General features: G+C 58.4%; 12 protein-coding genes. 11 read left to right on the forward strand and 1 reads right to left on the reverse strand.

Annotation, left to right across the window (positions count from 1 at the left end; genetic code table 11):
• Nucleotides 1-12: 12 nt before the first annotated feature.
• Nucleotides 13-795, reverse strand: coding sequence for a type I methionyl aminopeptidase (map, locus tag PSEBG33_RS20105; protein ID WP_005785707.1), 783 nt, complete (start codon nucleotides 793-795; stop codon nucleotides 13-15).
• Nucleotides 796-1,182: 387 nt separating this feature from the next.
• Here map and rpsB point away from each other — a divergent pair, with 387 nt between their 5' ends.
• From rpsB to lpxD, 11 genes are all read left to right on the forward strand, one after another.
• Nucleotides 1,183-1,920 carry a 30S ribosomal protein S2 gene (rpsB, locus tag PSEBG33_RS20100; RefSeq protein WP_003189158.1) on the forward strand — a complete coding sequence of 246 codons (738 nt, stop codon included), beginning with the start codon at nucleotides 1,183-1,185 and terminating at the stop codon, nucleotides 1,918-1,920.
• Nucleotides 1,921-2,111: 191 nt separating this feature from the next.
• Nucleotides 2,112-2,975: a translation elongation factor Ts gene (tsf, locus tag PSEBG33_RS20095; protein WP_005785711.1), complete on the forward strand. Its 864-nt coding sequence runs from the start codon at nucleotides 2,112-2,114 to the stop codon at nucleotides 2,973-2,975.
• 210 nt (nucleotides 2,976-3,185) lie between these two features.
• Nucleotides 3,186-3,929, forward strand: a complete 744-nt coding sequence (pyrH, locus tag PSEBG33_RS20090) for a UMP kinase (protein ID WP_003189161.1) — start codon at nucleotides 3,186-3,188, stop codon at nucleotides 3,927-3,929.
• Nucleotides 3,926-4,483, forward strand: coding sequence for a ribosome recycling factor (gene frr, locus PSEBG33_RS20085; protein ID WP_003189163.1), 558 nt, complete (start codon nucleotides 3,926-3,928; stop codon nucleotides 4,481-4,483). The genes pyrH and frr overlap by 4 nt, the downstream gene beginning before the upstream one ends.
• A gap of 17 nt (nucleotides 4,484-4,500) precedes the next feature.
• Nucleotides 4,501-5,256 carry a polyprenyl diphosphate synthase gene (uppS, locus tag PSEBG33_RS20080; RefSeq protein ID WP_005785713.1) on the forward strand — a complete coding sequence of 252 codons (756 nt, stop codon included), beginning with the start codon at nucleotides 4,501-4,503 and terminating at the stop codon, nucleotides 5,254-5,256.
• Nucleotides 5,257-6,063 (forward strand): phosphatidate cytidylyltransferase, encoded by an 807-nt coding sequence (locus PSEBG33_RS20075; protein WP_005785716.1) that lies wholly within the window; start codon nucleotides 5,257-5,259, stop codon nucleotides 6,061-6,063.
• A complete protein-coding gene (ispC, locus tag PSEBG33_RS20070) occupies nucleotides 6,060-7,250 on the forward strand; it encodes a 1-deoxy-D-xylulose-5-phosphate reductoisomerase (protein ID WP_005785718.1) in 1,191 nt (396 codons plus the stop codon). Before PSEBG33_RS20075 ends, ispC begins: the two co-directional genes overlap by 4 nt.
• A 51-nt stretch (nucleotides 7,251-7,301) precedes the next feature.
• Nucleotides 7,302-8,654, forward strand: a complete 1,353-nt coding sequence (gene rseP / locus PSEBG33_RS20065) for a sigma E protease regulator RseP (RefSeq protein WP_005785720.1) — start codon at nucleotides 7,302-7,304, stop codon at nucleotides 8,652-8,654.
• Nucleotides 8,655-8,728: 74 nt separating this feature from the next.
• Nucleotides 8,729-11,116 (forward strand): outer membrane protein assembly factor BamA, encoded by a 2,388-nt coding sequence (gene bamA, locus PSEBG33_RS20060; protein WP_005785722.1) that lies wholly within the window; start codon nucleotides 8,729-8,731, stop codon nucleotides 11,114-11,116.
• 45 nt (nucleotides 11,117-11,161) lie between these two features.
• Nucleotides 11,162-11,665 (forward strand): OmpH family outer membrane protein, encoded by a 504-nt coding sequence (locus tag PSEBG33_RS20055; RefSeq protein WP_003172279.1) that lies wholly within the window; start codon nucleotides 11,162-11,164, stop codon nucleotides 11,663-11,665.
• 3 nt (nucleotides 11,666-11,668) lie between these two features.
• Nucleotides 11,669-12,724 (forward strand): UDP-3-O-(3-hydroxymyristoyl)glucosamine N-acyltransferase, encoded by a 1,056-nt coding sequence (lpxD, locus tag PSEBG33_RS20050; protein ID WP_005785724.1) that lies wholly within the window; start codon nucleotides 11,669-11,671, stop codon nucleotides 12,722-12,724.
• Nucleotides 12,725-12,804 lie beyond the last annotated feature (80 nt).

Consider the following 12,804-nt stretch of genomic DNA (forward strand, 5'->3'; position numbering starts at 1 on the left):
CCGAAGCAACCCTCACGCCGAAACGCGAGGAATGGTGTCGTCTGCACGCAACGTGAAGATCTCGTAGCCGGTTTCGGTGACCAGCAGCGTGTGTTCCCACTGGGCCGAGAGCTTGCGGTCCTTGGTGATAGCTGTCCAGCCGTCGCCCAGCACCTTGGTATCGGCCTTGCCCTGGTTGATCATCGGCTCGATGGTAAAGGTCATGCCTGCCTTGAGTTCCATGCCGGTGCCGGCGCGGCCGTAGTGCAGGATCTGTGGTTCTTCGTGGAACACGGTGCCGATGCCGTGGCCGCAGAATTCGCGCACCACCGAGAAGCCGTTCTTTTCGGCGTGCTTCTGGATCACTTCACCGATGTCACCCAGGCGGCAGCCTGGCTTGACGATTTCGATGGCCTTGTACATGCATTCCTGGGTCACCTGGGACAGGCGCTCGGCCCAGACCGGCACGTTGCCGACGTGGAACATGCGGCTGGTGTCGCCGAAGTAGCGGTCCTTGATCACGGTGACGTCTATGTTCAGGGTGTCGCCGTCCTTCAACGGCTTGTCACCGGGAATGCCGTGGCACACCACATGGTTGACCGAGGTGCAGATCGACTTGGGGAAGCCTTTGTAGTTCAGCGGCGCAGGGATGGCCTTTTGCACATTGACGATATAGTCGTGGCAGATCTGGTTCAGCTCTTCGGTGGTGACGCCCGGCTTTACGTGCTCTGCAATCATTTCCAGCACGTCGGCGGCCAGTTTGCCGGCGATGCGCATGCCGGCGATGTCTTCGGCGGTTTTCAAACTAACGGTCATACAGGCTCTCTCTAGCGCGACGCGCTGAAATCAATACGGTTTACGGGCGTGCGACAAAAGGTTGCTGAATTCGCACAAACCACAAAAAACGCGATTCTACCAGACGCGGGCGGTAAACCATGAGCCCCTGACGATCGCTTCTATCTATAGAGTGGGGGTAAATCCGCTCTATTCAACGGCTTGCGCACAGACCGCTGCGGTCAGGTGTGATTGCGGGTTTCGTTTTCGCCCTTGCTGTGGTATAAAATGCGCCGCTTTCCGGGGATACCCCGAAAAGCTTAAATCCACACACGTGTCGACACGATGACCTGGGTGCCGGAGGCCTTGATGCCGCTGGTTGGTCATTGGGATACGTGGAGGCCAAACCCGACTTATTAAGGAACTATCATGTCCCAAGTCAACATGCGCGATATGCTGAAGGCCGGTGTGCACTTCGGTCACCAGACCCGTTACTGGAACCCGAAAATGGGTAAATACATTTTCGGCGCGCGTAACAAGATTCACATTATCAACCTTGAAAAAACCCTGCCAATGTTCAACGAAGCTCTGACTTTCGTAGAGCGTCTGGCCCAGGGCAAAAACAAGATCCTGTTCGTCGGCACCAAGCGTTCCGCTGGCAAGATCGTTGCTGAAGAAGCAGCACGTTGCGGTTCGCCGTACGTCGATCACCGCTGGTTGGGCGGCATGCTGACCAACTTCAAAACCATCCGTGCTTCCATCAAGCGTCTGCGTGACCTTGAAGTGCAAGCCGAAGACGGTACTTTCGCCAAGCTGACCAAGAAAGAAGCGCTGATGCGCTCCCGTGACCTGGAAAAGCTCGATCGTTCCCTGGGTGGTATCAAGGACATGGGCGGTCTGCCTGACGCACTGTTCGTTATCGACGTTGATCACGAGCGCATCGCGATCACCGAAGCCAACAAGCTGGGCATCCCGGTTATCGGCGTAGTCGATACCAACAGCAGCCCGGAAGGCGTTGACTACATCATCCCAGGCAACGATGACGCAATCCGCGCTATCCAGCTGTACATGGGTTCGATGGCTGACGCTGTAATCCGTGGTCGCAACCACGTTGCTGGCGGTACCGAGCAGTTCGTTGAAGAAGCTCCGGTAGCTGCCGCTGAGTAACTGACGCCCTGGCGTTGACTCAGTAAGCAAAAAGGGGGCTTGGCCCCCTTTTTGCCACCTCGAAAACCATTTGTCGGCAGCGCAGCTACATCATTTGTAACGTGCAGCGGCCTACAACGGAAATTCGGGAAGAATTGATCGCCCGTTTGATCGGGTGGAATGGTTGAAAACCTATCCAAGAGGATTTTGAAATGGCAGAGATTACTGCAGCGTTGGTTAAAGAACTGCGTGAGCGTACCGGCGAAGGCATGATGGATTGCAAAAAGGCCTTGACCAAGGCCGGCGGCGACATCGAAAAAGCCATTGATGACATGCGTGCTTCCGGCGCCATCAAGGCTGCCAAGAAAGCAGGCAACGTCGCTGCTGAAGGCGCTATCGCCCTGAAAGAAGACGGCAAATCCGCCGTTCTGCTGGAAGTCAACTCGCAGACCGACTTCCTGGCTCTGCAGGATGACTTCAAGGCATTCGTTGCTGCCAGCGTCGAAAAAGCCTTCGCTGACAAGCTGACCACTGTTGAGCCTCTGATCGAAGCTCAAGAAGCAGCTCGCCTGGTACTGGTCGGCAAGGTTGGCGAAAACGTCAACATCCGTCGCCTGGTTCGCGTTGAAGGTGATGTTGTCGGTGGTTACCTGCACGGCAACAAGATCGGTGTAGCAGTTGTTCTGAAAGGCGGCGACGTTGAGCTGGCCAAAGACATCGCTATGCACGTTGCTGCAAGCAACCCTGAGTTCCTGCTGCCTTCGGAAGTGTCTGCCGAAGCGATCGAGCGCGAAAAAGCTGTGTTCCTGCAGCTGAACGAAGAAAAAATCAAAGGCAAGCCAGAAAACATTGTTGAGAACATGGTCAAAGGCCGTATCAGCAAGTTCCTGGCCGAAGCAAGCCTGGTTGAGCAGGCGTTCGTCAAGAACCCTGAAATCAAGGTTGGCGAACTGGCCAAGAAAGCCGGTGCTGAAATCGTTTCCTTCACTTACTTCAAAGTAGGCGAAGGCATCGAGAAGCCGGTCGACAACTTCGCTGAAGAAGTTGCTGCCCAGCTGGCTGCCGCCAAGCAATAAGACAGTCCCAAACTGTCGCCGAAAGAGGCTGCCCGCTCACGCGCGCAGCCTCTTTTCAAATGGGAAGGCCAATTTTATTTGGTTTCCTCTCGGAACTGGCTTACAAAGCCGTGTTCCGATGGCGCTGTGACAGCGTCCAGCTAGAGTGAACGCAAGCCGTAAACGGCTCGCCAAGAATTTTTAAAAAATACGCCGCAGGAGAGATTCGCAATGGCTCAGCAGGGCAGTGGTTATCAGGCTCGCTATAAACGCATTCTACTCAAGCTCAGCGGCGAGGCCCTGATGGGCTCGGAAGAGTTCGGGATCGACCCCAAGGTGCTTGACCGCATGGCGCTGGAAGTCGGCCAATTGGTCGGTATCGGTGTGCAGGTCGGCCTGGTGATCGGCGGCGGCAACCTGTTCCGCGGCGCGGCACTGAGTGCGGCCGGTATGGATCGGGTCACTGGCGACCACATGGGCATGCTGGCCACTGTGATGAACGCCCTGGCCATGCGCGACGCCCTGGAGCGTGCCAATATCTCGGCCATCGTGATGTCGGCTATCTCCATGGTTGGCGTGACCGATCACTACGATCGCCGCAAAGCCATGCGCCACCTGAACTCCAAGGAAGTGGTGATCTTTGCCGCCGGCACAGGCAACCCGTTCTTCACCACGGATTCGGCGGCGTGCCTGCGTGCTATCGAAATCGATGCCGACGTGGTGCTCAAAGCCACCAAGGTGGATGGCGTATACACTGCAGACCCATTCAAAGACCCGCATGCCGAGAAGTTCGATCATCTGACCTACGATGAAGTGCTGGATCGCAAGCTGGGTGTGATGGACCTGACTGCTATCTGCCTGTGCCGCGACCACAAGATGCCGCTGCGCGTATTTAACATGAACAAGCCCGGCGCCCTGCTGAATATCGTACACGGCGGCGCGGAAGGGACTCTGATCGAGGAAGGCCAACAATGATCAATGAAATCAAGAAAGACGCCCAGGCGCGTATGCAGAAATCCCTGGAATCCCTGAGCCATGCATTTGGTCAGATCCGTACCGGCAAGGCGCACCCGAGCATCCTGGGCAGCGTGATGGTGCCTTACTACGGTTCCGACACCCCGCTCAGCGGCGTGGCCAACGTGACCGTGAAGGACTCGCGCACCCTGCAAGTCGTAGCCTTCGAGCGCAACATGCTCGCGGCAGTCGACAAGGCGATCCAGAGCGCCGGCCTGAACCTCAACCCGACCAACCTCGGCGAGTTGTTGTTGATCTCCATGCCAGCTTTGACCGAAGAAACCCGCAAGGGCTTCACCAAGCAGGCGCGCAGTGCCGCTGAAGATGCGCGCGTTGCGGTGCGTAACATCCGTCGCGATGCGTTGGGTGACCTGAAGAAGCTGGTCAAGGACAAGGAAATCAGCGAAGACGAAGAGCGTCGTGCCGTTGCTGATATCGACAAGCTGACCAAGGACGCCGAAGCCCAGATCACCAAGGCTACCGAAGAAAAAGAAAAGGACCTGATGGCCGTATAAGGGGTCAGGACGCCTTTATGGAAAAGACCAAGCAGACTGTGCCCTCCGTGGTGCCGCGCCATGTCGCGATCATCATGGATGGGAATAATCGCTGGGCGAAAAAACGCTTTATGCCGGGTGTTGCCGGGCATAAAGCGGGTGTTGACGCGGTAAGGGCAGTGATTGAGGTGTGTGCCGAGGCCAAGGTCGAGGTGTTGACCTTGTTCGCCTTTTCCAGTGAGAACTGGCAGCGGCCCGCGGACGAAGTCAGTGCCTTGATGGACCTGTTTTTCAAGGCGCTGCGTCGTGAGGCCAAGCGCCTCAACGACAACAACATCAGTCTGCGCATCATTGGTGATCGCTCGCGGTTCCACCCGGAGCTGCAAGCGGCCATGCGCGAAGCCGAGGCTATCACCGCAGGCAGTAATCGTTTTGTGCTGCAGATCGCAGCCAATTACGGTGGCCAGTGGGATATCGCCCAGGCTGCGCAACGGCTTGCCCGCGAAGTGCAGGCCGGCCATCTGCGCCCCGACGACATCACGCCCGAACTGTTGCAAACCTGCCTGGTGACCGGCGACCTGCCGTTGCCGGACTTGTGTATCCGTACCGGTGGCGAGCATCGCATCAGCAATTTCCTGCTGTGGCAGCTAGCCTATACCGAGTTGTACTTCTCCGACCTGTTCTGGCCGGACTTCAAACACGATGCCATGCGCAATGCGCTGGCCGATTTCGCTTCCCGTCAGCGTCGTTTCGGTAAAACGAGCGAGCAGATCGAAGCTGGAGCCCGGGTTTAAATGCTTAAACAACGAATCATCACGGCGCTGATCCTGCTGCCGATTGCCTTGTGCGGTTTTTTCCTGCTTGAAGGCTCCGGCTTTGCGCTGTTCATCGGCCTGGTCGTGAGTCTGGGTGCCTGGGAATGGGCGCGCCTGGCAGGCTTCGGCAACCAGTTGCCGCGCGTGGCGTACGCCGCAGTGGTCGCGGTGTTGTTGTTCCTGATGTACATCCTGCCGGACATCGCACCCTGGGTATTGGGGGCGGCGGTGCTGTGGTGGGCGTTGGCAACATTCCTGGTGCTGACTTACCCACGCACCAGCGGTCAATGGTCCAGCGTGGCCTGCAAGCTGGTGATCGGCTTGCTGATCCTGCTACCGGCCTGGCAAGGGCTGGTGGAAATCAAGCGCTACCCCATGGGTAATGAATTGATCCTGGCCGTGATGGTGCTGGTGTGGGGGGCCGATATCGGCGCCTACTTCTCTGGTCGCGCATTTGGCAAGCGCAAGCTGGCTCCGGCCGTCAGCCCGGGCAAGAGCTGGGAAGGCGTATACGGTGGCCTGGCCTTGACGCTACTGATCACGCTGGTGGTCGGTTTGGTGCGTGACTGGTCGGTGAAAGAGATTCTGCTGGCCTTGCTGGGCACCGCTATCGTCGTGTTTATCTCGGTGGTGGGTGACCTCACCGAGAGCATGTTCAAGCGCCAGGCCGGGATCAAGGACAGCAGTAACCTGCTGCCGGGTCATGGTGGCGTGCTGGATCGCATCGACAGTCTGACTGCCGCGCTGCCGATCTTCGCGGTGTTGCTGTGGATGATCGCTTCGTGAGCGGCCTGCAGCAGGTTACCGTGCTGGGCGCGACCGGCTCCGTCGGGCTGAGTACCCTGGATGTCATCGCTCGTCACCCGGATCGTTACCAGGTTTTCGCCCTGACCGGCTTCACGCGTTTGCGCGAATTACTGGCCTTGTGCGTGCGCCACTCACCGCGCTTTGCCGTAGTGCCTGAGGCCGCGGCGGCCCGTGGGCTGCAGGATGATCTGCGGGCTGCAGGGTTGACCACCCAGGTGCTGGTCGGGGAAGCGGGGTTGTGCCAGGTGGCGGCCGACGCCGATGTGGATACCGTGGTGGCGGCGATTGTCGGCGCGGCGGGGTTGCGTCCGACCCTGGCGGCAGTCGATGCCGGCAAGAAAATTCTGCTGGCCAATAAAGAAGCCCTGGTCATGTCTGGCGCGCTCTTCATGCAAGCCGTGCGCAAGAGTGGGGCGGTCCTGCTGCCGCTGGACAGCGAGCACAACGCAATCTTCCAGTGCATGCCCGGGGATTTCGCCCGCGGCTTGAGCCAGGTCGGTGTGCGCCGGATTCTGCTGACGGCGTCCGGTGGCCCCTTCCGGCAGACTCCGCTGGCTGAGCTTGAGCATGTGTCTCCCGATCAGGCCTGCGCTCATCCGAACTGGTCCATGGGGCGCAAGATTTCCGTGGATTCGGCGAGCATGATGAACAAAGGCCTGGAGCTGATCGAGGCGTGCTGGTTGTTCGATGCACGGCCTGATCAGGTCGAGGTGGTGATCCATCCGCAAAGTGTGATCCACTCTTTGGTCGATTACGTGGACGGTTCGGTGTTGGCGCAGTTGGGCAACCCGGATATGCGCACGCCGATCGCCAATGCCTTGGCCTGGCCGGAGCGGATCGATTCCGGCGTGGCGCCCCTGGATCTGTTTGCGATTGCGCGCCTGGACTTCGAAGCCCCGGACGAGCAGCGTTTTCCGTGCCTGCGTCTGGCGCGGCAAGCGGCCGAGGCGGGTAACAGCGCGCCGGCCATGCTCAATGCGGCCAATGAAGTGGCGGTGGCGGCGTTTCTCGAACGGCGCATCCGCTTTCCGCAGATCGCGAGTATCATCGAGGACGTCCTGAATCTTGAGCCAGTCGTGGCTGTAAATGACCTGGGAGCGGTATTTGAGGCTGATACCAAGGCCCGTGCCTTGGCCCAGCAATGGCTGGATCGCGACACACGTTAGGGTGGGCGCGTTTGAGCCTTCAGGCATCGGATTGAAATGCGGAGAAATTAGATGAGTGCGCTCTACATGATTGTCGGCACCCTGGTTGCTCTGGGTGTGCTGGTTACCTTCCACGAATTCGGCCACTTCTGGGTGGCGCGTCGTTGCGGCGTCAAGGTATTGCGCTTTTCCGTTGGTTTCGGCATGCCATTGTTGCGCTGGCATGATCGTCGTGGCACCGAGTTCGTGATTGCCGCTATCCCGTTGGGTGGCTACGTCAAGATGCTCGATGAGCGCGAAGGTGAAGTGCCGGCTGATCAATTGGATCAGTCTTTCAATCGCAAGACCGTTCGTCAGCGTATCGCAATTGTTGCAGCGGGCCCGATCGCCAACTTCCTGTTGGCAATGGTGTTCTTCTGGGTTCTGGCCATGATGGGCAGCCAGCAGGTGCGCCCGGTCATCGGTGCAATCGAGGCGGACAGCATCGCGTCCAGGGCCGGCTTGGTGGCAGGGCAGGAAATTGTTTCCATTGATGGCGAGCCGACCACCGGTTGGGGCGCGGTCAATTTGCAGTTGGTGCGCCGCCTGGGTGAAAGCGGCACCGTCAATGTGGTGGTGCGTGACCAGGATTCCAGTGCCGAAACCCCGCGGGCGTTGGCTCTGGACCACTGGCTCAAGGGCGCCGATGAGCCTGATCCGATCAAATCCCTGGGGATTCGTCCTTGGCGTCCGGCCTTGCCGCCGGTACTCGCTGAGCTGGATCCGAAAGGTCCGGCCCAGGCCGCAGGCCTGAAAACCGGTGATCGCCTGCTGGCCCTCGATGGCCAGGCGCTGGGTGACTGGCAGCAAGTGGTCGACCTGGTACGCGTGCGTCCTGATACCAGAATTGTGCTGAAAGTTGAGCGCGAGGGTGCTCAAATCGACGTTCCCGTGACCTTGTCGGTTCGCGGGGAGGCGAAGGCGGCCGGGGGTTACCTGGGGGCCGGGGTCAAAGGTGTCGAATGGCCGCCATCGATGGTCCGAGAGGTCAGCTTCGGGCCTTTGGCCGCGATTGGCGAGGGTGCGAACCGCACCTGGACCATGAGCGTACTGACCCTCGAATCCCTCAAGAAAATGTTGTTCGGTGAGCTCTCGGTAAAAAACTTGAGTGGACCGATAACCATTGCTAAAGTGGCGGGCGCTTCTGCCCAGTCGGGTGTCGCGGATTTCCTGAATTTCCTGGCTTATCTGAGTATTAGCCTTGGGGTTCTGAATTTGCTGCCCATTCCAGTATTGGATGGGGGGCATCTGCTGTTTTATCTGGTCGAGTGGGTGCGTGGTCGCCCCTTGTCGGATCGGGTGCAGGGTTGGGGGATACAGATCGGTATCAGTTTGGTGGTCGGGGTGATGTTGTTAGCTCTGGTCAACGATCTGGGACGACTGTAACGCTTCGCTGAATTGCGAATCTGCCGCATTTTGCGGCAGTTTGTTTATTGCCAGTTGGAATAAGAAAGGACTTCATGAAACGTCTGCTGCTAACTGCGGTTCTCACCGTATTGATGATCGCCGAAGTTCACGCCGAGTCCTTCACCATCTCCGATATTCGCGTCAACGGCCTCCAGCGGGTTTCCGCGGGTAGCGTCTTTGGTGCCTTGCCGTTGAACGTCGGGGAACAGGCGGATGATCGTCGCCTGGTGGAATCCACTCGTGCGCTGTTCAAAACCGGGTTCTTTCAAGATATCCAACTGGGTCGCGAAGGCAACGTCCTGGTCATCACGGTCGTCGAACGACCTTCCGTTGCGAGTATCGCGATCGAAGGTAACAAGGCCATCTCCACTGAAGACCTGATGAAGGGCCTGAAGCAATCCGGCCTGGCCGAAGGCGAGATCTTCCAGCGCGCGACCCTTGAGGGTGTGCGTAACGAACTGCAACGCCAGTACGTTGCCCAGGGCCGCTACTCCGCGACCGTGGAAACCGAAGTGATCCCGCAGCCTCGTAACCGTGTGGGCCTCAAGGTCAACATCAACGAAGGTACCGTCGCGGCCATTCAGCACATCAACGTGGTGGGCAACACCAAATTCGCTGATGACGACCTGATCGACCTGTTCGAGCTCAAGACCACCAACTGGCTGTCGTTCTTCAAGAACGATGACAAATACGCCCGTGAAAAACTTTCCGGTGACCTTGAACGCCTGCGCTCCTACTACCTGGACCGTGGCTACATCAACATGGACATCGCTTCGACCCAGGTGTCCATCACCCCGGACAAGAAGCACGTCTATATCACCGTGAACGTCAACGAAGGCGAGAAGTACAAGGTTCGTGACGTCAAGCTCAGCGGCGACCTGAAAGTCCCTGAGGACCAGGTCAAGTCCCTGCTGCTGGTGCAGAAGGATCAGGTGTTCTCGCGCAAGCTGATGACCACTACCTCCGAACTGATCACTCGCCGCCTGGGTAACGAAGGCTATACCTTCGCCAACGTCAACGGCGTGCCGACCCCGAATGATGAAGATCACACGGTAGACATCACCTTCGTCGTCGATCCTGGCAAGCGCGCCTACGTAAACCGCATCAACTTCCGTGGCAACACCAAGTCTGCGGACGAAGTGCTGCGTCGTGAAATGCGTCAGATGGAAGGTGGCTGGGCTTCGACCTACCTGATCGACCAGTCCAAGACCCGTCTTGAGCGTCTGGGCTTCTTCAAGGAAGTCAACGTCGAAACCCCGGCCGTACCGGGTGTGGATGACCAGGTTGACGTGAACTACGCCGTTGAAGAGCAAGCTTCGGGCTCGATCACCGCCAGCGTCGGTTTCGCACAGAGCGCCGGCCTGATCCTGGGTGGCTCGATCACCCAGAACAACTTCCTCGGTACCGGTAACAAGGTGTCCATCGGCCTGACCCGAAGCGAATACCAGAGCCGCTATAACTTCGGTTATGTCGACCCCTACTGGACAGCTGACGGTGTGAGCCTGGGCTACAACGCCTTCTACCGCACCACCGACTACAAAGACCTCGACGTCGACGTTGCAAGCTATGCGATCGACAGCCTGGGTGTGGGCGCAAACATCGGTTACCCGATCAGCGAAACCTCGCGCCTGACCTTCGGCATCACCGCGCAACAGGACGAGATCAAGACCGGTGTATATACCGTGGACGAGATCTTCGACTTCACTCGTCGTGAAGGTGACAAGTTCCTGAACTTCAAGGCATCTGCCGGCTGGTCCGAGTCGACCTTGAACAAAGGTGTACTGGCAACCCGTGGTCACTCTCAAAGCCTGACTGCGGAAGTCACCACACCGGGCAGCGACCTGTCGTTCTTCAAGCTTGACTACCGCGGCCAGTTGTTCCAGCCGTTGAGCGATAACTACACCATGCGCCTGCACACAGAGCTGGGCTATGGCGACGGTTATGGTTCGACCGATGGCTTGCCGTTCTACGAGAACTACTACGCAGGTGGTTTCAACTCGGTGCGTGGCTTCAAGGACAGCACTCTGGGCCCACGTGGTACCCCAAGCCGCGGTGTTGACCAAACCGGTAACGTCGGCACTCGCCGCGATGATGACGATGATCCACTGCCGTTCGGTGGTAACGTGCTGATCCAGGGTGGTGCCGAGATCCTGTTCCCGCTGCCGTTCGTCAAGGACCAGCGTTCCCTGCGGACTTCGGTCTTCTGGGACGTGGGTAACGTGTTCGACTCCAAGTGCGAGCAGATCAAGAACCCAAGCGGTCTGAAGTCCAACACCCAGTGCAACGACGTGAGCCTCAGCAACCTGGCGAGCTCCGTGGGTGTGGGTGTGACCTGGGTGACTGCGCTGGGCCCGTTGAGCTTTGCTCTGGCCATGCCGATCAAGAAACCGGATAACGCTGAAACCCAGATTTTCCAATTCTCCCTCGGCCAGACGTTCTAAGCGTCTGACCCAAGATAACGACAACGGATTCTGTAGGAGTACATCGTGCGTAAGTTGACTCAATTGGTCCTGCTGGCCACTGTGCTGGTAACCACCCCGGCCTTCGCCGAAATGAAAATCGCCGTCCTGAACTATCAGATGGCTCTGCTGGAATCCGACGCGGCCAAGAAGTACGCCGTGGATGCCGAGAAGAAATTCGGTCCGCAACTTACCAAGCTCAAAACCTTGGAAAGCAGCGCCAAGGGCATCCAGGATCGTCTGGTAGCCGGTGGCGACAAGATGCAGCAAGGCGAGCGCGAGCGTCTGGAGCTTGAATTCAAGCAAAAGGCCCGTGACTACCAGTTCCAGTCCAAGGAGCTGAACGAAGCCAAGGCTGTTGCCGACCGTGAAATGCTCAAGCAGCTCAAGCCCAAGCTCGACAGCGCCGTGGAAGAAGTCATCAAGAAGGGTGCTTTCGACCTGGTGTTCGAGCGCGGCGCCGTGATTGACGTCAAGCCTCAATACGACATCACCCGTCAGGTGATCGAGCGCATGAACCAGCTGAAGTAAGCCATGACCGCGACTATCAAACTCGGCGAGTTGGCCGAGTTCCTGGGAGCCACCTTGCGTGGCTCCCCGGAGAAAGAAATCACTGGGCTAGCCACCTTGCAGGAGGCTGGCCCAGCTCAGTTGAGCTTCCTCGCAAATCCCCAATACCGTAAATACCTGGTTGATTGCCAGGCCGCAGCCGTGTTGCTGAAGGCCGCTGACGCTGAAGGGTTTATCGGGGATGCGCTGGTGGTGGCCGACCCGTACCTGTCGTACGCCAAGGCGTCACACCTGTTCGATCCCAAGCCGAAAGCGGCCGGTGGTATTCACCCATCTGCGGTAATTGCCGATGATGCCCAGGTTGACCCTGCGGCCAGCATCGGTGCGTTTGCAGTGATCGAAAGCGGGGCGCGTATTGGCGCAGGTGTCACCGTGGGCGCCCACTGCTTTATCGGCGCACGCTGTGAAATCGGTGCCAATGGTTGGCTGGCCCCACGTGTAACCCTCTACCACGATGTGCGTATTGGTCAGCGTGTGGTCATTCAGTCCGGCGCTGTTATCGGCGGCGAAGGCTTTGGCTTTGCCAACGCCAAAGGTGTCTGGCACAAGATTGCCCAGGTCGGCGGCGTATTGATCGGCGACGATGTGGAGATCGGTGTAAACACTGCGGTGGATCGCGGGGCTTTGGCCGATACGGTGATCGGTAACGGCGTGAAGCTCGACAACCAGATCCAGATCGCCCACAACGTACAGATTGGCGATCACACCGCCATGGCTGCGTGCGTGGGTATTTCCGGCAGCACCAAAATCGGCAAGCATTGCATGCTCGCCGGCGGCGTCGGGCTGGTGGGGCATATCGATATTTGCGACAACGTCTTTATCACCGGCATGACCATGGTGACTCACTCGATTACCGAGCCGGGGGCCTATTCTTCCGGTACCGCCATGCAACCTGCGGCTGAATGGCGCAAGAGCGCGGCGCGTTTGAGGAAGATCGACGACATGGCACGACGTATCAAACAGCTGGAAAAGCGTGTTGGGGACGTGACCCCTGGCGGTAATGCTTCATCTGAAGGCTGATACCATTTCCATATCAAGTGTGCACAGCCGCTAGACTGCCTCCTTGATTTGCTAGCGGGGCGTGCGCTTAGTTCGCCCGC

The organism is Pseudomonas synxantha BG33R (genome assembly GCF_000263715.2).
In the GTDB taxonomy this organism is placed as follows: domain Bacteria; phylum Pseudomonadota; class Gammaproteobacteria; order Pseudomonadales; family Pseudomonadaceae; genus Aquipseudomonas; species Aquipseudomonas synxantha_A.

Excerpts from the sequence above, each read along its gene's own strand:
- map (WP_005785707.1), bottom strand. The coding sequence starts at position 795 with ATGACCGTTAGTTTGAAAACCGCCGAAGACATCGCCGGCATGCGCATC.
- tsf (WP_005785711.1), top strand. The coding sequence starts at position 2,112 with ATGGCAGAGATTACTGCAGCGTTGGTTAAAGAACTGCGTGAGCGTACC.
- lpxD (WP_005785724.1), top strand. The coding sequence starts at position 11,669 with ATGACCGCGACTATCAAACTCGGCGAGTTGGCCGAGTTCCTGGGAGCC.
- uppS (WP_005785713.1), top strand. The coding sequence starts at position 4,501 with ATGGAAAAGACCAAGCAGACTGTGCCCTCCGTGGTGCCGCGCCATGTC.
- PSEBG33_RS20075 (WP_005785716.1), top strand. The coding sequence starts at position 5,257 with ATGCTTAAACAACGAATCATCACGGCGCTGATCCTGCTGCCGATTGCC.
- rseP (WP_005785720.1), top strand. The coding sequence starts at position 7,302 with ATGAGTGCGCTCTACATGATTGTCGGCACCCTGGTTGCTCTGGGTGTG.
- rpsB (WP_003189158.1), top strand. The coding sequence starts at position 1,183 with ATGTCCCAAGTCAACATGCGCGATATGCTGAAGGCCGGTGTGCACTTC.
- frr (WP_003189163.1), top strand. The coding sequence starts at position 3,926 with ATGATCAATGAAATCAAGAAAGACGCCCAGGCGCGTATGCAGAAATCC.
- bamA (WP_005785722.1), top strand. The coding sequence starts at position 8,729 with ATGAAACGTCTGCTGCTAACTGCGGTTCTCACCGTATTGATGATCGCC.
- pyrH (WP_003189161.1), top strand. The coding sequence starts at position 3,186 with ATGGCTCAGCAGGGCAGTGGTTATCAGGCTCGCTATAAACGCATTCTA.